Source organism: Xanthomonas sp. LMC-A-07 (assembly GCF_030208825.1).
GTDB lineage: Bacteria > Pseudomonadota > Gammaproteobacteria > Xanthomonadales > Xanthomonadaceae > Xanthomonas > Xanthomonas campestris.
Map to the genome: position 1 here is coordinate 69003 of NZ_JARVTF010000009.1, position 22737 is coordinate 91739.

A 22737-nucleotide genomic window follows, 5' to 3' on the forward strand; every position below is an offset into this window, starting at 1 on the left:
CCGCTCAATCGGCGCGCTGCTGTTCGGCCAGCAGCCAGGCGCGCAGCCGGGCTTCGGCGTCGCTTTCCGGGCGCGAGCGCAACCGGGTCAACCAGTAGCGCCCCGCATTGATCTCGATCGGGAATGGGCAGGCCAATCGCCCCGCTCCCAGGTCCTGGGCAAACAAGCGCAGCGGCAACAACGCCACACCAGCGCCAGCCGCGGCCGCACTGGCCAGTGCCAGCGACGAATCGAACATCGCGCCACGCGCAGGCACCTCCGAGGTGCCGGCAGCACGAAACCACTGTGCCCATTCGTCCGGCCGGTACGAACGTAGCAACGGCACGTGGGCCAGATCGGCAGGCGTGTGCAAGGCACGCGCCATCGCCGGAGCGCATACCGGCGCAAATGGCGCCTCCATCACGGCATGCGCAATCTGCCCCTGCCAGTCGCCGTCGCCGAAACGGATTGCCAGATCCAGCCCTTCGCCGGCCAGATCCACCCGATTGTTGTGGGTCGACAGGCGCAGTTCGATGTCCGGATGTGCCGCGTGGAAGGCGGCCAGGCGCGGCAGCAACCAGCCGGTGGCAAACGTGGCCACCACGCCCACGCTGAGCACCTCGCGATAGCGGCCGCCGGCAAAGCGCTCCAGCGTGGCGGCAATGCGGTCGAATGCGTCGCCCAGCACCGGCGCCAGCGCGGCGCCCTCTTCGGTGAGCGCCACCCCGCGCGGCAGGCGATGGAACAGGCTGGTGCCCAGTTGCTGTTCCAGCGCCTTGATCTGGTGGCTGAGCGCGGCCTGGCTGACGCACAGCTCGCCGGCCGCGCGGGTCAGGTTCTGATGGCGTGCGGCGGCCTCGAAAGCGCGCAGGGCATTGAGCGGGAGACGCAGTCTGGGCATGCCAAGAGATTAGTTCAATTCATGCCAGGGATCGAAACATTGCGGTGGTCGGCCAGCGCGCCGGCCCCGATACTGCGGGCTCTCTCAAGGAGGCAGCGCCATGTTGAACCGACGGCAGTTCCTGTCCATGACCGGCGCAAGCGTGCTGATTGCGGCGTCCAGACCCGCATGGGCGCTCTCCCCGGCGGTGAACGAGTACGATGTGTTGCGTGCGCGCTGGGCCGAGATCCAGCGCGGCACCGGCGGCCGCCTGGGCATAAGCCTGCTCAACAGCGTCACCGGCTGGCACATCGGTCAGCGCGAGAACGAGCGCTTTCCAATGTGCAGCACCTTCAAATTTGTATTGGCTGCGGCGGTGCTGCAGCGGGTGGACAAGGGGGAGCTGCGGTTGACGCAGCAGATCAAGATCCGCGCCTCCGACATGCTCGAACACGCGCCGGTCACCGAGCGCCACGTCGGTGGCTCACTGAGCGTGGCCGAGCTGTGCCAGGCCACGATGATCCATAGCGACAACCCGGCCGCCAACCTGCTGTTTCCGTTGATCGGTAACCCGCCGGGCCTGACCCGCTTCCTGCGCGGGATCGGTGATACGAAGACCCGCAGTGACCGCCTCGAGCCGGAGATGAACGGGTTCGCCCCGGGCGAGCCGCGCGACACCACCACGCCGGCGGCGATGGCCACGACCTTGCGCACGCTGCTGCTTGGCGATGCGCTGCAACCGGCGTCGCGCAAACAGCTCACTGCCTGGATGATCGACAACCGCACCGGCGACGATTGCCTGCGCGCCGGCCTGCCACGCGACTGGAAGATCGGCGACAAGACCGGCAGCAATGGCACCGACACCCGTAACGACATCGCGATCATCTGGCCGCCCGGGCGTGCGGCGCCGTTGCTGCTGACCGCGTATCTCAACGGTGCCACCGTTGATGCGGCCGGCCGCGACGCGGCGTTAAAGGCGGTGGCGGAAGCGGTACGCGACCTCGTGGGTTGAGCGGTGCGGCCAGCGCAGCCGCGGCGGCTTGGTGCACCTGCATCGCGTGATGCGTCCGCGCCGCGCGTCGACTGCAACACACGCCATCGCGGCGTGGGAAGCGGCGCGCGCCTGAGGCGATCCGCAGCGCATGCGCGAGACGCCGAAAGCATCGAGCACCATGTCAGCGAAGCCACCTTCGCCACGTTTCTGGAGCGGCAGGGTGACAGCACACCGTGAGCGCCAGGATGTTTCCGCTTCACTTCAATTTCGGAGGTCGACAATGCACTGTCTTCGTGTTGCCCGGACTGCGGCGCTGGCGTTGCTGCTCGCTCCCGCCGTGGCGCCGGCGCGCGCCTGGCTGCCGCCACCTGGCCACGTCCAGATACCGCTCTGGCCGACCGTGGTGCCTGACGCGTTGCCTCACCCACGCCCCGAATCGGTCGGCACCGGCGAGGGCAAGCGCCCCTGGACCAAGGTGGGCGATGTCAGCCGCCCGACGATCACGGTCTATGCCCCCAAGGGGCAGAACACCGGCGCGGCGGCGGTGGTGTTTCCCGGTGGCGGCTACCAGGTGCTGGCCATGGACCTGGAAGGCACCGACATATGCGATTGGTTGAGTGGGCGCGGCATCACCTGTGTGCTGCTCAAGTACCGCGTCCCGAATTCGGGGCCGATCTGGACCAATGGCGGCCGCTATTACCCCAAGGTGCAGACGGCCTTGCAGGATGCGCAGCGCGCACTGGGTCTGGTGCGGCAGCATGCCGACGACTGGGGCGTGGACCCGCACAGGGTCGGCGTCATTGGGTTTTCCGCCGGTGGCCACCTCGTGGCTGCGGTGAGTACGCATTTCACTCGGCGCACGTACCCATCGGTCGACGCGGCCGATGCACAGTCCTGCCGCCCGGACTTTGCCATTGCCGTCTATCCGGGCCATCTGTGGGCGCACGAGGACGCAGATCATGCCAAGCGTGATCCAACGCATCTGCCGCTGCGGCCGGACATCACGGTGACCGCCGACACGCCACCCACCTTCCTGCTGCAGGCCGAGGACGACGAGGTGGATGGCGTCAGCCAGTCACTGGCCTACTACGTGGCCCTCAAGCAGGCTGGCGTGCCGACGGAAATGCATCTGTACGCCGAAGGTGGGCATGCCTTCGGTCTGCGCGCAGGCAACCTGCCGATCGCGCAGTGGCCGCACCTGGTGGAAACCTGGCTGGGAACGATCGGCATGCTGGGCACGGCCAGCGCGCCGTGAACGATGCGGGGCGCGGCAGTACGGCGCTGCCGCGCGCACGACCGCGTGCGTCGGGCTGCGTCTTCGTGAGTGGCCAACGCGCGACAGAAAGCCGCAGCGCTCAGCCGAGCGCGCCGATCGCGACGGGGTGGTCCTGATACAGCCGTGCCGCTCCGCCCATGGCCGGGTCGCTGACGCTGTCTGCACCGGTTTCGATGCGGCCGGCCAAGCGTTGGCTTGCGCCATCGTGTTCGATCCACAGGTCGTACCAGCCGCCGGTGGCCGCGGCGCTCCAGCTGCGCTGGTGATGCTGCCCGGGCGCGATGGTGACACCCTCGCGCGGTTGCGCGTTGGCATACGCGGCCGGTTGCAGCGTGACCGCGACCGGCACGCTGCCGGGGTTGTGCAGCGTCAGGCGGAGCGCCTGTGCATCATCGGGATCTTGCGCAATGTCGGCGATCAAGGGAACGACGCCCACATTGCCGCGGTAATGGCGATGGAACCCGTTCGGCCCGAGAACCCACAGGTCGTAGCGGCCGTCGTAGGTGGTCCAGGTGCCGTCCAGCGGCGCATCGGCGCCGACGGTGTAGCGGCGCGGAATCGCGGCCAGGTCGTAGCGGTCGTAGACGTGCAGCACGGCGGCTGCGCCGGTATTGGCCATGCGCAACACCACGTCGCCGCGGGCCTGCACGACATCGAGTTGCACACGGGGGCGATACGGCACCGCGCGCGAACGCCGGAGGCCGAAAGCTTGCTCCGGTGGCTGCAAGGTGGGCGGTAGCGGTGGCAACGTGTGTTGGTGCAGGGCGGCGGCGCGCGTGGCGGTGGCGCTGATATCCGGCAGCGTGCCAACGAACGGGCGCGTGTCCGTGCGGCTGAAATCGAACGCCGCGGTGAGATCGCCACACACCGCGCGCCGCCACGGGGTGATTGCAGTGCATGGCACGCCGAAGCGCCGCTCCAGCAGGCGCAGCACCGAGGTGTGGTCGTAGACCTGCGAATCCACCCAGCCGCCGCGGCTCCAGGGCGAGAGTACGTACAGCGGCACGCGCGGGCCCAGGCCGTATGGGCGGCCGCGCAACTCCGGCAGGTCCACCTTCTGCTCGCCCGGCGCCGGGTGGCGGTGATACTCGTCGTCGGTGGCGATGCTCGACGCACCGGCGAAGCCGCCGGCCGCACGTGGGTCCGGCGAAGGCGGCGCCGGCGGCGGCATGTGGTCGAAGAAGCCATCGTTCTCGTCGAACATCAGCAGCAAGGCCGTGCGGCTCCACACCTGCGGATCGGCGGTGAGCGCATCCAGCACGCGCGCGGTATAGGCCGCGCCCTGGGCCGGGCTGGAGGGGTCGGGATGTTCGCTGCCGGCGGCATCGGCAATGATGAAACTCACCGACGGCAGGCGCCCGCCGATGACGTCTTCGCGCAGTTGCTCCACGCCACGCGTACTCACCCCACGCGCGCGCAGCTGCGCATCGTGGCCGGGCGTCTGGCTGTAGGCCTGGCGGAAGACGTCGAAGCCGGCCAGCGGGTTGTCGGTGAAGTTGTCGCGCATGTCCTGGTAGATCTGCCAGGACACGCCGGCACGCTGCAACTGCTCCACATACGTGGTCCAGCGATAGGGCTCGGCAAACCCGCCCAGCGCTGGAAAGTTGTCGTGCGAGTTGCCGATCACCGGCCCACCGGCGCGCGCCTGCGGATCGTTGCCGCCGGTCCACAGGAACACGCGGTTGGAGTTGGTGCCGGTCTGGATCGCGGCGTGGTACGCATCGCAGATGGTGAACGCATCGGCCAGCGCGAACTGGAACGGAATGTCCGCGCGGCGGTAATACCCCAGCGCGTGGTTGTGCTTGGCCGCCGGCCAGTTGCCGAGCCGGCCGTGATCCCAGGCGCGCTGCGCGTCCACCCAGCTGTGCGGCGTACCCTGCACACGCATGTAGCCGAACTGCGCTGCGGTATCCAGCGCGAACGGGGCCAGCCATTGGCGGCCGTCCTCGCTGGGTTGCAGCCACACGGTACGCGCAGGCGCGCCCGGCAGCGGTGGTGCGGGAATCGGAAAGCGGTCGCCGAAGCCACGAACGCCCGGCAGGCTGCCGAAGTAATGATCGAACGCGCGGTTTTCCTGCATCAGAATCACCACATGCTGCAGGTCTTCCAGCGTGCCGCTGCGGCGGTCCGGTGCGATGGCCGCGGCCCGCGCGATGCTCGGCAGCAAGGTGGAAGCACCACCGGCAAGGCCGGCCTGCAGCATGCGGCGGCGAGGAAGATCGATCATTGCGTCACCTGCTGGGTTGATCCTTGGAGGGCGATTGCTGCATCAGTGGATGCGGCGGCTGCGCGCGGCTGAGCAGCGATGGTGCCCGAGTGGGAAGGCGAATGCTTGCCCTCGCACGCTGCGGCAGCGGCCCGATCCTGCAGGAGTGCGTGTGCTGCCATTTGACGTCTCGGTGATGCGTCGTCGCCTGTGTTGCATGCCGACGAACGGTGTCAGCAGCGAGTGGTCTCATGCCACTAACCAAGCCTTCCGCGATCCGGGAGGCCGCCACCCTGCATGCAGTCACGGGTGACGCCTTTAGTCCATGACACCGGCTGAGTGACGACACCGCCACCAACCACATGTCCGGAACAATGCCAGGCGCGAACGCACGACGCGCCTGGCACATGTTCCAGCGCAGTGCTTCGACCTCAAAGATCCAGCGTCAAGGTCAGCCCCAGCGTGCGCGGCGCGGCAATGAACGCGCTGTCGCTGCCATCCACGCCTTCCAGGTAGCGCTTGTCGGTGAGGTTGCTGACATTGAGCGCCACCTGCATGCCCTTGAGCTGCGCGGAAAGTTGCGACAGTTCCAGGCCGAGATTGGCATCGAAGGTGGTCACGCCATCGAGTGCGGCGCGGTTGGACGCATCCAGATAACGCTTGCCCAGGTAGCGGCCGGAGATGCCGAAACGCCAGGCATCGCTGCGCCAATCCGCCGACACCACCAGCGTGTTGCGTGGTTGGCCGATGACCTGCGCACCGGGGGTGATCTCCAGCGCGGTGTCGCGCGCCGCATCGCCACTGCCCAGGTAATCGGCCTTGTTGTAGGTGTAGGCACCGTTGAGGCGCCAGCCGTTGTCCCAGCCGTAGCCCAGGGCCGCTTCCACACCGCGCGCATGCACGCCGCCGAAGTTTTCGTACACGCCATCGGTTTCGCCCAGGTAGTCGATGCCGCTGACGAAGTTGGCCGGCACGTAGACGATGCGGTTGTCGAAGCGGATGTCGTACAGCGTGACGCTGCCGGTCAACGGCCAGCGGCTGATGCGCAGGCCCAGTTCGATGTTGTCGGCGGTTTCCGGTTGCACGCGGCTGAGCGCGACCGGGTCGGTCTCGCCCAGTACGCCGGACGGAATCGCCGCGAAGTTCTGCGAATAGCCGGCGAAGGCTTCCAGCCCTTGCACCGGCGTGGTCCAGGTCAGGCCGGCCGAGAGCAGCGGGTCCGAATGCGCGTCCGATTCCACATGCTGCGCATCGCCGATGCGGCGGTCGCGGGTTTGGTCGACGAAGAACTGCTTGACGCCCACGCGCCAGGCAAACGCGCCGTACCGCATCACATCTTCGACGTAATACATCTGTTCGTCGGTCTGGTAGTTGTCCTTGAACTGCACCCAGTACGGCTGATGGTCGAAGCTGATGTTGGTGCCGACATTGAGCAGGCGATGCCAGTCGCGGGTGACGCTGCGGTCATAGCGCTCCAGCCAGGCGCCGGCGCGTACGGTGTTGTCGATCGGGCCCAGGTCGTGGCGCCATTCCACATCGGCCATGGCACCGGCGCGGTGATTGTCGTAATGGCTATGGCGATACGACTGCACCGGTACCGACCCTGCCGGATAGCAGGCCGGGTTGGATTCGGCCGGGACCGCATCGCTGCCGGCGCAACCGGCCAGCTGCGTCGCCGCCGCGCCGCCCGGGGTGAGGTAATACAGCTTGCCCAGGTCGCTGCCGGCATACACGGTGTTACCGCCGCGCGCCTCCGATTCCGGCGCGCCCGCGCCGTCGTTGGTGACGTCCACCAGATACGGCGGAATCCAGTCGCCGCGGCCTTGCATGCGATGCGCGTAGCCGGTGAGCGTGGTCTTGAAGCCGTTGCCGCCATCGAAGGCGCCGCGCAGATAGCCGAAGGTGTTCTCGCGCAATGCGCGGGAGCCAGAGCGGTAGTTTTGGTCCAGGTACGGAATGCCGGTGAGCGTGCCGGTCAGGAGGTCGTGTTCGGGATCGCGTGCGAACTGCGCCGGAGTCACGCTGGTGTATTCGGATTCGTCGGCATCGTCGTAGGACAGATAGCCGCTCAAGGTCCACTTGTCCAAGCTGCTGACGAACTTGCCGGCCAGATGATCGCGGCGGGTGTGGCCGCTGCCGTCGATCCAATCGTCGTTGCGTGCCGAGGAGCCGCTGACCCAGGCGCGGGTATTGCCCCCGAGCAGGCCGGTGTCGTAACGCGCGTAGTACTTGCGCGCCTGGTTGTCGCCAATGCCGCCGATCACGCGCACGCGCTGTTCTTCGAGCGGCTCGCCGGTGAGGTAGTTCAAGGTGCCGCCCAACGCCTCGTTGGAGCGGGAGGCGATATCGGCGGTGCCCTGGCTCACTTCCACGGTTTCCAGATCCGGCATGTCGATGAAGCGGTTCGCCTTGGAGCCGCCGCCGTAGGCCGAGCCGCCGTTGGGCACGCCGTCGATGGTGGTGCCGATCTGCTGCGTATCGCGGTTGCTGACGAAGCCGCGCATGCTGATCTGCGTGCCCCAGTCCGAGGAGCCGAACGCATCGGCTTCGGTCACCACCACGCCGGGCAGCTCGTTGAGCGCATCGTTGACGCTGCCCAGCACGAACTGGCGGTCCAGCATTTCCTTGCTTACCGTGGTCTTGGAATACGTCATCGCCTGGCCCACCACCTGCACCTGATCCAGCGTGGACACCTGCGCGCCGCCGTCTGGTTCGGCGGCTGCCGGTGTCGACGCGGCGCCGTCGGGCGTTTGCTGGGCGTAGGCGGGCAGGGCGAGCGGAACCAGCAGCAGGGCCAGCGTGGCCGGGTGGCGCACGCGCGAGGAGGACGTCGAATCCATTGCAATCCACGGGCAGGGGGGAGAACCCCAGCCTGCCGCGCTTGCATTGCGTGATCATGACCGCGCTGCCGGTGGGCCAGCGTCACGCTTGTCTCCACACAGCAACGCCCGGAGGACCCGGGCGTTGCTGTGTGACTGCGCGTGTTGCAGTGCGCGCGCCGGTGCGCGCCTAGTCGACCGGCTCGGCCACCGTGCTGGCCGCCGCCAAGGGCACACGGGCATGCGCGCCACGGCTACGTGCCACCGCGTCCAGGAAGTCGCGTCCCCAGTGGTCGATGTTGTAGTACTCCACGCTGTCGTACAGCTGCCGCAGGCGCCCGGCCGCTTCGTCATCGGGCATCGCCAGTGCCTGCAACAGGCCGGCCGCCAGATCGGCCGGGTCGTGCGGGTTGGTCAGCACCGCGCCTTTGAGTTCTGCAGCCGCGCCGGCAAATTCGCTTAGCACCAGCACGCCGCTGCCGCCTTCGATGCCTTGCACCGCGACGAATTCCTTGGCCACCAGATTCAAACCATCGCGCAGCGGGGTGATCCACATCACCTGCGCGGCGGCGTAATGCGCCACTACCTGCTCGAACGGCAGCGCCTGTGCGAAGAAGCGCACCGGCGTCCAGTCCAGCCGCGAGAACCGCCCGTTGATGCGGCCCACCGCCTGCTCGATCTGCGTCTGCAAGGTGCGGTAGATGGTCATCTCGCGCGCCGCCGGCACGCACACCATCAGCAAGGTGACCTTGCCCAGCAACTGCGGCTGGCTGTCGAGCAGGCGCTCGAACGCCTCCAGTTTCGCCAGCGTGCCCTTGGTGTAATCCAGCCGCTCCACCGACAACACCAGCTTGCGCGCACCGATCTCGCGGCGCAGCTTGAAGATGTCGTTGCGCACGTCCGGCTTGCTCAATGCGGCGCGAATGCGGCGCAGGTCGGTGCCCACCGGATGCGCGCCCAGCGCCACGTCGCGATCGGCCACACGCAGGCAGGTGGTCATGGTGTCCAGGCCCACCGCGCAGCCGTAGGTGAGAAACCGTGGCGCGCAGCTTTCCTGCGCCAGCCGTTCCACCGGCATCACGCCGCGCACCACGTCCACGAAGTTCTCCACCTGGCGTGGGATATGGAAGCCCACGTAATCGCAGCACATCAGGCTGCCGATGATCTCGCGCCGCCATGGCACCACATTGAACACGTCAGCCGAGGGGAAGTAGGTGTGATGGAAGAACGCGATCTTCAGATCCGGGCGCAGCTCGCGCAGGTACGCCGGCACCATCCACAGGTTGTAGTCATGGATCCATACCGTGGCGCCGTGCGCGGCCTCGGCCGAGGTGGCGTGCGCAAACTTGCGGTTGACCGCAAGAAACACTTGCCAGTCGTCCTCGCGGAAACGCGCGCGTTCCCAGAACACGTGCAGCATCGGCCAGAACGCTTCCTTGGAAAACCGCTTGTAGAAGATGTCCACCTCGCTCTTGCTCAGCGGCACGCGTGCAGCAGTGAGGGTGGGGTAGCGCTGCGCATCCACCTCGGTGTGGGTCTGGAACGGCCCGCGCTTGGGGTCGTCCACGCTCCAGGCCACCCACGAGCCGCGCTGGCCGCCTTCGAAGAAGCTCAGCAGTGAGGGAATGATGCCGTTGGGCGAGCGCGGCGCGCGGCGTACCAACTCGCCGTGCTCGACCACCTCGTCATAGGGCAGGCGGTGATAGACCATCACCAGCTCGGCGCCGCCCTTACGCGGGACCTGCGCTGCCGGCACATGCGGGTCGTCGTCGGCAAGCAGGCCGAAGTGCGCAATCGCCTCCAGGATGCCGCCGCACCCGGGCGCACTGGCGTGATAGGTCGCCTCCAACTGCGCAGTGGCCTGCGTCAGGGCTGTTTCCGAATCGCCCACGCAGACGCCGCGGAAACCGGCCAGATACATGGAGAGATCGTTGAGCGTGTCGCCAGCGACCAGGATGCGCTCGCGCGGCAGCTCCAGCTGGCGTGCCAACGCCCCCAGGGTGCGGCCCTTGTCGGTGTCCGGCGGCAGAATGTCCAGATAGCGGTCGGCCGAATACAGCACGTCGCAACCAAGCGCGCGCGCGGTCTGCTCGATCTGCGCACGCAGCGGCGCCAACGTGTGCGGATCGCAGAAATACGAGCAGCGGCGCTCCTGCGGCACGTCCTGGCGCTGCAATTGCGGGAATGCGCGCATCGCCTGCGCCACCACCTGCTCGCCGGGCCAGTGCGCGTCGATCATCGATTGCAGGGGCTGCAGCGGTTGCAGCGTGTGGCCGTCCACCACGGTGGCACCCACGTCGCACACCACATAGTCGGGCCGGGGAATGGTGGGGTCGGTGAGCAAGGGCATCACCGCTTCGAGTCCGCGCCCGGTAATGAAGATCAGGCGGATTTCGGGATGCTGGTCGACCAGACGATACAGCTGGTGACGGTGTTCTGCGGAGCCGGCCAGGAAGGTGCCATCCAGGTCGGTGGCCAGGATCACGGCAGGATCCGGGCGGGGGTGGGTCAGGGATGAGGTGTTCGGGAGTCTGGTTTGATCAGTCAATGTGTTTCCTTGTGAGGAGGGGAGGGTGAATCGGTTTCCGGCATCAGCTCCAGCGCCGATGGCGTGGTCCGCAACATCGGGCGGAACGCAATGGGATGGGTGCGCAGGCGCTGGAAGCGCAGCAGGCGCGCCAGCGTGAAGCCGGCCAGGGCCAGCAGCATCACCGCGAAATACGCAGGCAACGCCGCCGGGCCGAATTTCTGCATGGCCCCGCCGGCCAGCGCCGGGCCGATCGCCGCGCCCACGCCATGCACCAGCAGCAGGCTGCTGCAGCCCGACAACAAATCCTCGCGCGGCAGGTAATCGAGCATGTGCGCCACCGCGAACGGATACAGCGAGAACGCCAGCCCGCCATACACGAAGAACAGCAGGAACAGCACCTGCGTCTGCGCCTGCACCATCGGCAGCGCAGCGGCGATGGCGATGCCGGCGGCCAACACGCTCACCGTGACCAGGCCAATGCGGCGGTCGTGGCCATCGCTGATGCGCCCGATCGGCCACTGCAACACCGCGCCACCCACGATGGCGGTGAGCATGAACATCGCCACGCCATCGGCATCCAGCCCGATCCGGTCGGCATATACCGGCAGGAGGCCCCAGAACGCGCCCATCGCCAACCCGGACAGGCCGGCGCCGATGGTCGCCACGGGCGCCAGCGCATACAGCGTGACCAGCCGCAGCCGCGACACGTGCGGCACCTCGGGCGGAATCAGCCGCGTGGTCACCACCGGCATCACCGCCGCGCAGATCAGGATGGCGGTGAGCGTGAACATCGCCGGCGCCGTGGCATCGCCCGCACTGAGCAATACCTGGCCCAGCGCCAGTGCCGACAGGTTGATCGCCATATAGACCGAAAACACCCGGCTGCGGCGGCGCGCGTCCGGCTCGGCGTTGAGCCAGCTTTCGATCACCGTGTACAGGCCCACCAGCGCGGCGCCGGTAACCAGGCGCAACAGGCCCCAGCCCCACGGATCGAGCCAGATCGGGTGCAGCAACACCGCGATTGCGGCCAACGCGGCATAAAACGCGAACGCGCGGATATGCCCGATCCGGCGGATCAGCGGCGGTGCGAAGAAGGTGCCCAGAAAGAAGCCGGCAAAGTAGCCGGACATGATCAACCCCAATGCACGCGCATCGAAGCCGGCTTGGCCACCGCGTACGGCAAGCAAGGTGCCCAGCAGCCCGCTGCCGGTCAGCAACAAGGCCACGCCAAGCAACAGCGCAGTCAGCCGCAACACGAATGCGGCCCTCGTGGGGGAAAAGGCGCGTCGGTCACGTGCCCAAGTGTAACAGCTCGATGGCAGCGGCCTGTTTCACCTGGGACTGTGTGATGGCTGTCGCGCGCTGTTTTTGCGGTGTTTGCACACCTGTACGGGCGTGTCTTTCGGCGGTAATCCGCTATGTAAGTGGCTGGCTGGATGGAAGCGCGTTGCGCGTCACGTGCGGCCGTTGCGCTGCGCGAATGTGGTGCATCGCTGTGCTGGTCCCTGCATGCGCACTGCGGTACCTGGCATTGCGCGGTGCAGAAGAGGAGCAGCGGATGCGAAATATGGCCTTACGCTGCGGCGGCGCCAACCGTAGCGAGTGATGGCTGCAGTGCGATGCAGGGCGCGCATGCGGCATTCGTGGGAACCAGATAGAACGCCTCCGGCTCAGACTTGCATCGGGCGACGTGTACAGACGAATTCGGGCGCTGACCTTTCACTGCAGTGGCAAGCAGTCGCAGCGGCAGGACGCTGCAGCGTGCAATGCCGGACGCGCACGTCGGCGTTCGCAGGGCCTCGGCAGAACGCTCTCAGGTACTCCGCTCCGTCGAGCAACTACGGACAGACGAATCCGTCTGCCGATCACTCGGTCCTGCTGCGGCCAAACACGGCCCAAGCACGCAAAGCGCCGCTGCCTGCGGTACGGAAATGCCGTCACGCCGCCATCCGCCTCCCGCAGTCCAGCCCAGGTGACGATGCGCGCGGCCCCAAGTCACGACCAGCCGGTAATGCATGTTGCCATGCGCGTCGATGACCACATCTGTGCCGGCCCGTCTGCGAAGATGCCCGCAGCACCGACGCGCGCGCGCGGCGGTCCGCGGCGGTCTAGAATCTGCGCCCTCGCGTTCTCTTTCCGCTGACTCACCATGCCTATCTACGCCTTCCAGTGCACCGCCTGCGACCATCAATTCGATCGGCTGCTGAAAATGTCCGACCCGGTGCCGGAAAGCTGCCCCGCCTGCAGCGCCAACGCCATCAAGCGTCAGGTCACCGCGCCGTCGTTCCGCCTCTCGGGCAGCGGCTGGTACGAGACCGATTTCAAATCCGCCGGCGAGAAAAAGAAGAACCTCACCGAAAGCAGTAGTGGCAGTAGCAGTAGCAGCAGCGGTGGCGATGCAAAGCCGGCCGCGGCCAGCGAGAGCAAGCCGGCCAGTAAGCCCGCGTCCGACCCGGCGTGACCCCTCTGGCGCGGCGGTGGCCTGGTCGCAACCGCGTCGGTCTGTGTCTGGTGGCGCTGGTCGCCGGCCTGGCCGGCTGCGCCACACCGCCGCCGCCAGCATCCGCCACCACCACCACCACCGCCACCGCCACCGCCACCGCCACCGCGCCAGCTGACCAGTTTCTGGCCGCGCTTGCCGCCTACTGCGGGCAGGCCTTTGCCGGGCGCGTGCTGATCGACACGCCAGCGTCCAAGGCGCCCAGCCCATTTGCGGGGCAAGCGCTGGTGATGCATGTGCGCGGCTGCGATGCGCCCACCCGCGAACTGCGCGTGCCGTTTCATGTCGGCAACGACCACGCGCGCACCTGGGTGTTGACACGCACTGCCACCGGGCTGCGCCTCAAGCACGCGCATCGCCATGCCGACGGCAGCGCGGACGTACTGAGCAATTACGGCGGCCACACCGTCAGCGCTGGCGCTGCCACGCGCCAGGAATTCCCGCTCGATGCCGACTCGCGCGCGCTGTTCCAGCAGCAAGGCGCGGCGGCGTCCCTGCACAACACCTGGGCCATGGAGGTCCACCCGGGGCGGAGTGTGGTCTACGAACTGAGCCGCCCGGATGGGCGCCTGTTCCGGGTGGAATTCGACCTTACCCGGCCGGTGGCGCTGCCGCCGGCACCCTGGGGCGGCTAAGAACGGCTAACAAAACGTAGCGAGCAGTCGTCAGGTGGGTGCGCACGGCGCGTGGGAACCGGAGTCTAGGTAGGGACATGCCGATTTCGAGCACCGGCCGCGCCCGCCTGTCGGCTGCGCAGTCGTTTTGATAGCGGCGCTAAGCCAGCGCACCGGCAATCGAACCACGCCGTATCGCCACGTCGTCGGCGTTGAAACAGCACCGTTCCGGCCTCGCTGCGGATCAAGCCGAAGCGAGGCAAACCCGCGCTGGAATGCGCAGGCGCAGAGATACTTGCCGCTCAGATTCCGACGCAGGCCTCAGCGCGCCTCAAAGCGCGCGCGGCAGCCGTCGTTGACCCACACGGTGGCGCGACGCGGGTCGTAACCCCAGCTGTGGCCTTCTTCGCAGCGGGTATCGGACAGCTGGCGGGTCAGCACCGGCCGGCCATACCGGCCATCCCAGCCGCAGGTGCGCAGGCGGCGGTCGTCGCTGCTGCAGGTGATGGTGTAGTCGTTGCGCGGGCGGTCGTCGCGGCCGCCGTAGCCGCCGTCACCACGGTCCCAGCCGCCGCCGCGCGCCTGCGCAAACTCGCCCCGGCAGCCGTCGTCCACCCAGATCCGGCCACCGTCCTGCCGCCAGTTGCGGCCTTCCACGCAGGGCGTGTTGGACAGCTGGCGCACCAGGATGGCGCGGCGCCAGCCGGTGTCGCAGATCTTCTGACGCTTGTCGTTGCTCTCGCAGCGCACCGTGCCGGCAACCCCGCCTGGGCCGCTATCGCCGCCCCAGCCGCCGCCATTCCCGCTGCGGCCTTCGACGAAGCGCCCCCGGCAGCCGTTGTCCACCCAGACCCGGCCGCGGTCGCTACCCCAGTTACGGCCCTCGATGCAGCGGGTGCCGGAGATGTTCTCCACCAGCACCGCGCGGCCGCGGAACGGCGTATCGCATTCGCGGCGGCGGTTGTCGTTGCTGGCACAGGTGATGCTGGGGCCATTCCAGCCGCGGTCCTGCGCGGCGGCCGGGCTGCTGCCCAGTGCGCCGGTCACGGTGATGAGGCAAAAGCCGGAGATCAGCAGGGCGGTGCGCAGCATCGTGGCGTCCTTGGGTATACGAGAGAGGCGTGGTGCCTATTCAGCCGGGCGCTCACTTAAGCGACCGTGACCGCCTCCGCATTTGCTCCCGCCGCCCGCCGGCCCCAGAATATCGGGCTCTCCGGCGCCGTCCTGTGCCGGGTTTTCAGCGGAGCTTTCGATGCGTACCCACTTTTGCGGCCTGGTCGATGAGACCTTGATCGGCCAAACCGTCACTCTCGCCGGCTGGACCGACGTGGCCCGCAATCTGGGTGGGGTGTGTTTCATCGACCTGCGCGACCACGAAGGCATCGTGCAGGTGACCGTGGAGCCCGCCGAAGGCGACGCCAACTCCGCCGAAGTGTTCAAGGTGGCCGCCAGCCTGGGCTACGAAGACGTGTTGCAGGTGGAAGGCGTGGTGCGTGCGCGTCACGCGGTCAATGACAAGATCCGCACCGGCAAGGTGGAAGTGATTGCCACCCGCATCACCATCCTCAACAAGGCCGCGCCGCTGCCGTTCCATGCGCACGAGAACCCGGGCGAAGACACCCGCCTGAAGTACCGCTATCTGGATCTGCGTCGCCCGGAAATGCAGCGCATGCAGCGCACTCGCATCAAGCTGGTGCAGGCGCTGCGCCGGCATCTGGATGCACGCGATTTCCAGGACATCGAAACCCCGATCCTGACCAAGGCCACCCCGGAAGGCGCACGCGACTTCCTGGTGCCGGCGCGCATGCATCCGGGCGAGTTCTACGCCTTGCCGCAGAGCCCGCAGCTGTTCAAGCAGATCCTGATGGTGGCCGGCTTCGATCGTTACTACCAGATCGCGCGCTGCTTCCGCGACGAAGCGCTGCGCGCCGATCGCCAGCTGGAATTCACCCAGCTCGACATGGAATTCGCCTTCGTGCGCGAGCGCGACGTGCAGGATTTTGTCGAAGACATGATCCGCGCGATCTTCAAGGAAGTGGTGGATGTCGAGCTGGCAGTGCAGTTCCCGCGCATGACCTGGGCCGAGGCGATGCGTCGCTACGGCTCGGACAAGCCGGACCTGCGCATCGCGCTGGAATTGGTCGATGTGGCCGAGCTGGTCAAGTCCAGTGAATTCCCGGTGTTCACCGCCGCCGCCAACGATGCCGACGGCCGCGTGGCCGCGCTGCGCATCCCCGGTGGTGCCACGCTGAGCCGCAAGCAGATCGACGACTACGCCGCACACGCCGCCAAGTACGGTGCCAAGGGCCTGGCCTACATCAAGCTGTCGGAGACCGGCGAGGTGAGCTCGCCGATCGCCAAATTCTTCGGCGAAGAGGCCTTTGCAGCGCTGCTGGCGCACGTGGGCGCGGCCAATGGCGACATCGTGTTCTTCGGTGCCGGCAGCTACAACAAGGTGTCCGACTTCATGGGCGCGCTGCGCCTGAAGGCCGGCAAGGACTTCGGCCTGGTCGCCGCCGGCTGGGCGCCGTTGTGGGTCACCGACTTCCCGATGTTCGAATGGGACGAGGAGGCGCAGCGCTACGTGGCCCTGCATCACCCCTTCACCGCGCCGGCTGTGGACGACATCGCCGACCTGCGTGCCAACGCCCGCACCGCGGTGTCGCGTGGCTACGACATGGTGCTCAACGGCAATGAAATCGGCGGCGGCTCGATCCGTATCCATCGCCCGGACATGCAGAGCGCGGTGTTCGAGCTGCTTGGCATCGGCGCCGAGGAAGCGCGCGCCAAGTTCGGCTTCCTGCTGGATGCGCTGAACTACGGCGCGCCGCCGCATGGCGGCATCGCGTTCGGTATCGACCGCATCGCCGCGCTGATGGCCGGTACCGAGTCCATCCGCGACGTGATTCCGTTCCCCAAGACCACCGGCGCGCAGGATCTGATGACCGACGCCCCGTCGCCGATCGCGGCCGAGCAGCTGGCCGAAGTGCACGTGCAGGTGCGGCCCAAGCAGGCCTGACCTGCCGCAGTGCTCGGTCATGCAGTGGCATGGCCGTGCCTGGTTTATCGGCCGTCGTTGACGGCTTTGCGTGAGTTGCCTCCGTCAGTAGGGCGCGGCTGCTCATCGGGCCGGTCTTCATCGGCAAGCGTCATCCGCCCGGTGCTTGTTCGGAGTGCATCAGTTGCCGCTCCGACATGCTGTCGTTGAGGGCCAACGCGCCACTGCAAGCAGATCCCTGCGCCATGCAGGGCTCACGGCCCTGGAATGCACCGCGCTGGTCCCGCAGGCCACCGTCCCGCCCCCGGCTTGCGGGAGCGCCGCCGCATGCGAGAAGCTGCAACGTCACCCTGCACGAGACGCCCCGCATGACCCGCATCCGCCGCGCCACGCCCGACGATGCCGAAGCGCTGTCGCTCCTGGCCGCGCGGACGTTTACCGAAACCTTCGGCCATCTGTATCCCGAAGAGGACCTGCGTGGTTTCCTGGAAGAAACCTATGCGGTCGAGCGCGCACGCATCGTGCTGGCGCACCCCGACTATGCGATCTGGCTGCTGGAAATGGATGGCCTGCTGGTTGGCCATGCCGCGGCCGGCCCCTGCGGGCTGCCGCACGCAGACGTGCAACCGGGCGATGGGGAGCTCAAGCGGCTCTACTTGCTGAAGGACTACCAGAACACCGGCTGGGGCAGCCGGCTGTTCGAGACCGCGCTGCAATGGCTGGAACGCGACGGGCCCGGCACGCTCTGGATCGGCGTGTGGTCGGAGAACTTCGGCGCGCAGCGTTTCTATGCACGCTACGGCTTCGAAAAGGTTGGCGAGTACGAATTCCCGGTCGGCCGTATCCTGGATCGCGAATACATCCTGCGCCGCGCGCCGGTGGTCGCGGAACCGTAGTGCCGGGCTCGGTGGCTGGGCGCGGCGTGGTCGTGCACGCCACCACATTGAATTCGGGCTGCGGTGGTCGATGTGTCGCTCCTGCGGTAATTCGCGCGGCGCCATCCTCCCGGAGCGCCCACGCATGAGCGGCGGCGCTGACCTGCAGACATACAGCGGGCATCCCGAGGCTGCCTCCGCCGATGTGTTGCTCGTGCATGGCATCTGGAATACCGCGCACTGGTTGCTGCCGCTGGCACGGCGTCTGCGTGCGGCCGGCATGACGCCGGCCCTGTTCGGCTATGCCAGCGTGCGCGGCGGCCCGGCGCAGGCGGTGCCCCAGCTGATCGCCCGCCTGCGCGCCACACGCGCACTGTTACTGGTCTGCCACAGCCTGGGCGGGTTGATGGCCTTGCAAGCCTTGCAGCAGGCGCCGGACGTGCCGGTGCAACGCGTGGTCTGCCTGGGCTCGCCGTTGTGCGGCAGCGCGGCTGCACGTGGGCTGGCGCGGCGTGGCGGCCACTGGGCGATGGGGCGCAGTGCGGCGCTGCTGCAGCGCGGGTTTACGCATTGGGACGGCGCTGCCCAGGTGGGCCAGATTGCCGGTTGCGTGCCACGCGGCCTGGGCCGCTGGCTGGCGCCGCTGCAGGCCGGCTCGGACGGCACGGTGGGGCTGGACGAAACCCGCCTGCCCGGCCTGCACGACCATTGCGTGGTGCAGGCCAGCCATAGCGGCCTGTTGCGCTCGCCCGCCGCCGCGCAGCAGGTGCTGGCGTTCCTGCGCGATGGCCGTTTTGCGCACTGAACGGCCTCACCCCGGTGCGGGCAGGCAATCAGGTAAAATCCGCGCCCTGTCATCCAAGCCAGTCTGGAAACACTCATGGGTAGAGGCCCCTCCATCGAAGGCCGCAAGAACGCGTCCGACGCCAAACGCGGCAAGATCTTCACCAAGATCATCCGTGAGATCAGTGTGGCGGCGCGCGCCGGCGGCGGCGACCCGTCCAACAACCCGCGCCTGCGCACCGCCATGGACAAGGGCCTGTCGTCGAACATGTCCAAGGACGTGATCGAGCGCGCCATCAAGAAGGCGACCGGCGAGCTGGAAGGCGTGGAATACGAAGAAGTGCGCTACGAGGGCTATGCCCCCGGCGGCGTGGCGGTGATCGTGGATTGCCTCACCGACAACCGCGTGCGCGCGGTGGCCGACGTGCGCCATGCTTTCAGCAAGTGCGGCGGCAACATGGGCACCGACGGCTCGGTCGCCTTCATGTTCAAGCGCCTGGGCGTGCTCAGCTTCGCCGCCGGTGCCGATGAGGATGCCCTCACCGAGGCCGCCATCGAAGCAGGCGCCGACGACGTGGTGGTGTACCCGGAAGACGGCGCCATCGACGTGCTGACCGCCCCGGACACCTTCGCCCAGGTCAAGCAGGCCCTCGCCACCGCCGGCTTTGAACCGGCCCACGCCGAGATCACCTTCCGCGCCGAAAACGACATCGCCGTCGACGGCGACACCGCCGTGCAGGTGCGCAAGCTGCTGGACATGCTCGAGGACCTGGACGACGTCCAGGACGTGTATTCGAACGTCGACCAGGCCAGTCTCGGCGCGTAAGCGCCGGGAATCGGGAATGGAGCATCGGGAATCGCAACAGCTGCATCCGGCATCGTTCGGTCTCTCCCGGCGCGCCAGCACGTTGCTTTACCCATTCCCAATTCCCGATTCCCCACTCCCGGCCCATAGATGACCCGCATCCTCGGCATTGATCCCGGTTCGCAGCGCACCGGCATCGGCATCATCGACGTCGACGAGAGCGGTCGCAGCCGGCATGTGTTCCATGCGCCGCTGGTGCTGCTGGGCGAGGGCGACTTCGCCCAGCGCCTGAAGCGCCTGCTGCACGGGCTGGGCGAGCTGATCGAGACCTACCAGCCGCAGGAAGTGGCGATCGAGAAGGTGTTCATGGGCAAGAGTGCCGATTCGGCGCTCAAGCTCGGCCACGCGCGCGGGGCGGCGATCTGCGCGGTGGTGCTGCGCGACCTGCCGGTGCACGAGTACGCTGCCACCGAGATCAAGCTCGCGCTGGTCGGCAAGGGCGGCGCGGACAAGGTCCAGGTGCAGCACATGGTCGGGATCATGCTCAATCTCAAAGGCAAGCTGCAGGCCGACGCCGCCGACGCGCTGGCGGTCGCCATCACCCACGCCCACGTGCGCGCCACCGCGCAGCGCCTGGGCGTCAATACCCAACAGGCGTGGAGCCGGAAAAGATGAGAATCGGGAATCGGGAATCGGGAATTGGGAATCGCAACGGCACACGCGGAGTCAGCTCTGACGATTCCCCATTCCCGATTCCCGATTCCCGGCGCCCCGCAGGCGGTGCCCAATGATCGGCCGTCTGCGCGGGATCCTGGCCTACAAGCAGCCGCCGTGGCTGGTGATCGACGTGGGCGGGGTGGGCTATGAGCTGGAGGCGCCGATGAGCACCTTCTACGACCTGCCCGATGTTGGTCGCGACGTCATCCTGTTCACCCATTACGCGCAGAAGGAAGACAGCGTCTCGCTGTACGGTTTCTTGCGCGAGGGCGAGCGCCGGCTGTTCCGCGACGTACAGAAGGTCACTGGTATCGGCGCCAAGATCGCGCTGGCGGTGCTGTCCGGGGTCACCGTGGACGAGTTCGCGCGGCTGATCACCAGTGGCGACATCACCGCGCTGACCCGCATCCCCGGCATCGGCAAGAAGACCGCCGAGCGCATGGTGGTGGAGCTGCGCGACCGCGCGGCCGACTTCAGCAGCGGCGCGCCGATCACCGGCCAGCTGGGCCCGGATGCGGTGTCCGAGGCCACCGTGGCGTTGCAGCAGCTGGGCTACAAGCCCGCCGAGGCCGCGCGCATGGCACGTGAGGCCGGGGCCGAAGGCGACGAGGTCGCCACCGTTATTCGCAAAGCCCTCCAGGCCGCGCTGCGCTAGGCGCGGCGGTCCAAAACCACCGCGCCGCCGCCAAGCGGGCGCGGCCAGTGCTCGGCATCGGCGGGTCGGGCCCGTACACTGCGCATCCCGAGCGCAGTGCCCGGCCTCACCTGGCGTTTGCCCGCAAGGCCGGGGCGGTGCCCCGGTAGCGCGCCGTCTTCCTCTTCTTCACGCTGTCTGGCGAAAACTCCTCACCTCATGTCCCACACCCCCACTCCCGCAGCCGGCTCCGGCCATGCGCCCGCCAATGGCCACATGGCCCTGGTCATCGGCGCGATCGGCGTCGTCTTCGGCGATATCGGCACCAGTCCGCTGTACACCCTCAAGGAGGCGTTCTCGCCGCACTACGGGTTGACCAGCGATCACGACACCGTGCTGGGCGTGCTGTCGCTGGCGTTCTGGGCGCTGATGATTACGGTGACGCTCAAGTACGTCACCATCATCATGCGCGCCGACAACGAGGGCGAGGGCGGCATCATGGCGCTGATGGCGCTGACGCAGCGCACCCTCAAGCAGGGCTCGCGCTCGGCGTATGTGGTGGGCATCCTGGGCATCTTCGGCGCCTCGCTGTTCTTCGGCGACGGCGTGATCACCCCGGCCATCTCGGTGATGGGCGCGGTCGAAGGCCTGGAGATCGCTGCGCCCAGCCTGCATCCCTTCATCGTGCCGATCACCGTGGTGGTGCTGCTGGTGGTGTTCATGGTGCAGCGCTTCGGCACCGAAAAAGTGGGCAAGGTGTTCGGCCCGATCACCTGCCTGTGGTTCCTGTCGCTGGGCGCGATCGGCATCTGGAACATCGTCGACGCACCCGAAGTGCTCAAGGCCTTCAACCCTTGGTGGGCGATCCGCTTCTTCATGCAGCACGGCTGGCACGGGGTCTTCATCCTCGGCGCGGTGGTGCTGGCGGTGACCGGCGGCGAAGCGCTGTATGCCGACATGGGCCATTTCGGTGCGCGCCCGATCCGCCACGGCTGGTATTTCTTCGTCCTGCCGATGCTGTTGCTCAACTACCTGGGGCAGGGCGCGCTGGTGCTGAACCACCCGGCCGCGCTGAAGAACCCGTTCTTCGAGGCGGTGCCCAGCTGGGCGCTGTACCCGATGATCATCCTCGCCACGCTGGCGGCGGTGATCGCCTCGCAGGCGGTCATTACCGGTGCGTACTCGGTGGCCCGCCAGGCCATGCAGCTGGGCTACATCCCGCGCATGCTGATCAAGCACACCTCGCGCGACACCATCGGGCAGATCTACGTGCCCGGCATCAACTGGCTGTTGATGGTGATGGTGATCGCGTTGGTGCTGATCTTCCGCAGCTCCACCAACCTGGCGGTGGCCTACGGCATCTCGGTGTCGATGACCATGCTGATCGACACGCTGCTGCTGGCCCTGGTGGCCCGCTCGCTGTGGCCGCGCTGGCGCAACTGGGTGCTACCACTATGCGTGGTGTTCTTCATCATCGAGCTGGCGTTCGTGATCGCCAATGGTGCCAAGCTGCTGCAGGGCGCCTGGTTTCCGCTGGCGCTGGGCATCGTGGTGTTTACCCTGATGCGCACCTGGCGCCGTGGTCGCGCGCTGCTGCGCGAGGAAATCCGCAAGGACGGCATCCGCATCGACAGCTTCCTGCCCGGCCTGATGCTTGCGCCGCCAGCGCGCGTGCCCGGCATGGCGGTGTTCCTGACCGCCGACCCGATGGTCGTGCCGCATGCGCTGATGCACAACCTCAAGCACAACAAGGTGCTGCACGAGCGCAATATCTTCCTCAACGTCGACACCTTGCCGATACCGTACGCACCGGCCGACAAGCGCCTGCAGATCGAATCGATCGGCGACGAGTTCTACCGCGTGTACGTGCGCTTCGGCTTCATGGAAACGCCCGACGTACCGCTGGCACTGATGCGCTCCTGCGACCAGGGCGGCATCCATTTCGACCCGATGGACACCACCTTCTTCGCCAGCCGCGAGACCATCGTGGCCAGCGCCAACCGCGGCATGCCGATCTGGCGCGACAAGTTGTTCGCACTGATGCATCGCAACGCCGCCCCCGCCACCGGCTTCTTCCGCATTCCCGGCAACCGCCTGGTGGAACTCGGCGCGCAAGTGGAGATCTGA

17 protein-coding genes, 1 other RNA gene and 1 pseudogene are annotated in these 22737 nt (G+C 67.5%); 12 read left to right on the forward strand and 7 right to left on the reverse strand.

Annotated elements, in window-relative coordinates; genetic code table 11:
- Positions 1-4: 4 nt before the first annotated feature.
- On the reverse strand, positions 5-880 hold the full coding sequence (gene ampR, locus QRM89_RS10735) for a LysR family transcriptional regulator AmpR (protein ID WP_285448010.1): 876 nt from the start codon (positions 878-880) through the stop codon (positions 5-7).
- 100 nt (positions 881-980) lie between these two features.
- Between ampR and bla the strand changes: the two genes are divergently transcribed.
- From bla to QRM89_RS10750, 3 genes and pseudogenes are all read left to right on the forward strand, one after another.
- Entirely contained in the window at positions 981-1871 is an 891-nt protein-coding gene (bla, locus tag QRM89_RS10740; protein ID WP_285448011.1) for a class A beta-lactamase, read from the forward strand.
- A 135-nt stretch (positions 1872-2006) separates the two neighbouring features.
- Positions 2007-2090: pseudogene (locus QRM89_RS10745) on the forward strand (iron dependent repressor); the annotation flags it as partial.
- A 43-nt stretch (positions 2091-2133) separates the two neighbouring features.
- Entirely contained in the window at positions 2134-3108 is a 975-nt protein-coding gene (locus QRM89_RS10750; protein WP_285448012.1) for an alpha/beta hydrolase, read from the forward strand.
- Between the two features lie 100 nt (positions 3109-3208).
- On the opposite strand, the gene QRM89_RS10755 is transcribed toward QRM89_RS10750, so the two are convergent.
- The 4 genes from QRM89_RS10755 to QRM89_RS10770 form a co-directional block, all read right to left on the reverse strand.
- Complete coding sequence (locus QRM89_RS10755) at positions 3209-5356, reverse strand: phospholipase C, phosphocholine-specific (RefSeq protein WP_285448013.1); 2148 nt, start codon at positions 5354-5356, stop codon at positions 3209-3211.
- 410 nt (positions 5357-5766) lie between these two features.
- Positions 5767-8175 (reverse strand): TonB-dependent receptor, encoded by a 2409-nt coding sequence (locus QRM89_RS10760; RefSeq protein WP_285448014.1) that lies wholly within the window; start codon positions 8173-8175, stop codon positions 5767-5769.
- A gap of 169 nt (positions 8176-8344) precedes the next feature.
- The gene (gene ggpS / locus QRM89_RS10765; protein WP_228418280.1) at positions 8345-10639 is read right to left on the reverse strand and encodes a glucosylglycerol-phosphate synthase; all 2295 of its coding nucleotides are present in this window, start codon (positions 10637-10639) and stop codon (positions 8345-8347) included.
- 59 nt (positions 10640-10698) lie between these two features.
- Positions 10699-11940 carry an MFS transporter gene (locus QRM89_RS10770; protein ID WP_042594817.1) on the reverse strand — a complete coding sequence of 414 codons (1242 nt, stop codon included), beginning with the start codon at positions 11938-11940 and terminating at the stop codon, positions 10699-10701.
- Positions 11941-12833: 893 nt separating this feature from the next.
- Between QRM89_RS10770 and QRM89_RS10775 the strand changes: the two genes are divergently transcribed.
- Together QRM89_RS10775 and QRM89_RS10780 are read left to right on the forward strand one after the other, a co-directional pair.
- Positions 12834-13145, forward strand: coding sequence for a zinc ribbon domain-containing protein (locus QRM89_RS10775; protein WP_115577487.1), 312 nt, complete (start codon positions 12834-12836; stop codon positions 13143-13145).
- The gene (locus tag QRM89_RS10780) at positions 13142-13819 is read left to right on the forward strand and encodes a hypothetical protein (protein WP_285448015.1); all 678 of its coding nucleotides are present in this window, start codon (positions 13142-13144) and stop codon (positions 13817-13819) included. Before QRM89_RS10775 ends, QRM89_RS10780 begins: the two co-directional genes overlap by 4 nt.
- A 4-nt stretch (positions 13820-13823) precedes the next feature.
- On the opposite strand, the gene QRM89_RS10785 is transcribed toward QRM89_RS10780, so the two are convergent.
- A non-coding RNA gene (locus QRM89_RS10785) (sX9 sRNA) lies at positions 13824-13898 on the reverse strand.
- 221 nt (positions 13899-14119) lie between these two features.
- Positions 14120-14890 carry a DUF3011 domain-containing protein gene (locus QRM89_RS10790; protein WP_115006266.1) on the reverse strand — a complete coding sequence of 257 codons (771 nt, stop codon included), beginning with the start codon at positions 14888-14890 and terminating at the stop codon, positions 14120-14122.
- Between the two features lie 160 nt (positions 14891-15050).
- Between QRM89_RS10790 and aspS the strand changes: the two genes are divergently transcribed.
- From aspS to QRM89_RS10825, 7 genes are all read left to right on the forward strand, one after another.
- A complete protein-coding gene (gene aspS / locus QRM89_RS10795; RefSeq protein WP_285448016.1) occupies positions 15051-16817 on the forward strand; it encodes an aspartate--tRNA ligase in 1767 nt (588 codons plus the stop codon).
- A 347-nt stretch (positions 16818-17164) separates the two neighbouring features.
- The gene (locus tag QRM89_RS10800; protein ID WP_011038144.1) at positions 17165-17692 is read left to right on the forward strand and encodes an N-acetyltransferase; all 528 of its coding nucleotides are present in this window, start codon (positions 17165-17167) and stop codon (positions 17690-17692) included.
- 124 nt (positions 17693-17816) lie between these two features.
- Positions 17817-18476 (forward strand): alpha/beta fold hydrolase, encoded by a 660-nt coding sequence (locus QRM89_RS10805; RefSeq protein ID WP_285448017.1) that lies wholly within the window; start codon positions 17817-17819, stop codon positions 18474-18476.
- 75 nt (positions 18477-18551) lie between these two features.
- Positions 18552-19280 carry a YebC/PmpR family DNA-binding transcriptional regulator gene (locus QRM89_RS10810; protein ID WP_042594807.1) on the forward strand — a complete coding sequence of 243 codons (729 nt, stop codon included), beginning with the start codon at positions 18552-18554 and terminating at the stop codon, positions 19278-19280.
- Between the two features lie 129 nt (positions 19281-19409).
- On the forward strand, positions 19410-19934 hold the full coding sequence (gene ruvC / locus QRM89_RS10815) for a crossover junction endodeoxyribonuclease RuvC (protein ID WP_011038141.1): 525 nt from the start codon (positions 19410-19412) through the stop codon (positions 19932-19934).
- Positions 19935-20046: 112 nt separating this feature from the next.
- Positions 20047-20631 (forward strand): Holliday junction branch migration protein RuvA, encoded by a 585-nt coding sequence (gene ruvA, locus QRM89_RS10820; protein WP_006450983.1) that lies wholly within the window; start codon positions 20047-20049, stop codon positions 20629-20631.
- A 198-nt stretch (positions 20632-20829) separates the two neighbouring features.
- Complete coding sequence (locus tag QRM89_RS10825; protein ID WP_228439452.1) at positions 20830-22737, forward strand: potassium transporter Kup; 1908 nt, start codon at positions 20830-20832, stop codon at positions 22735-22737.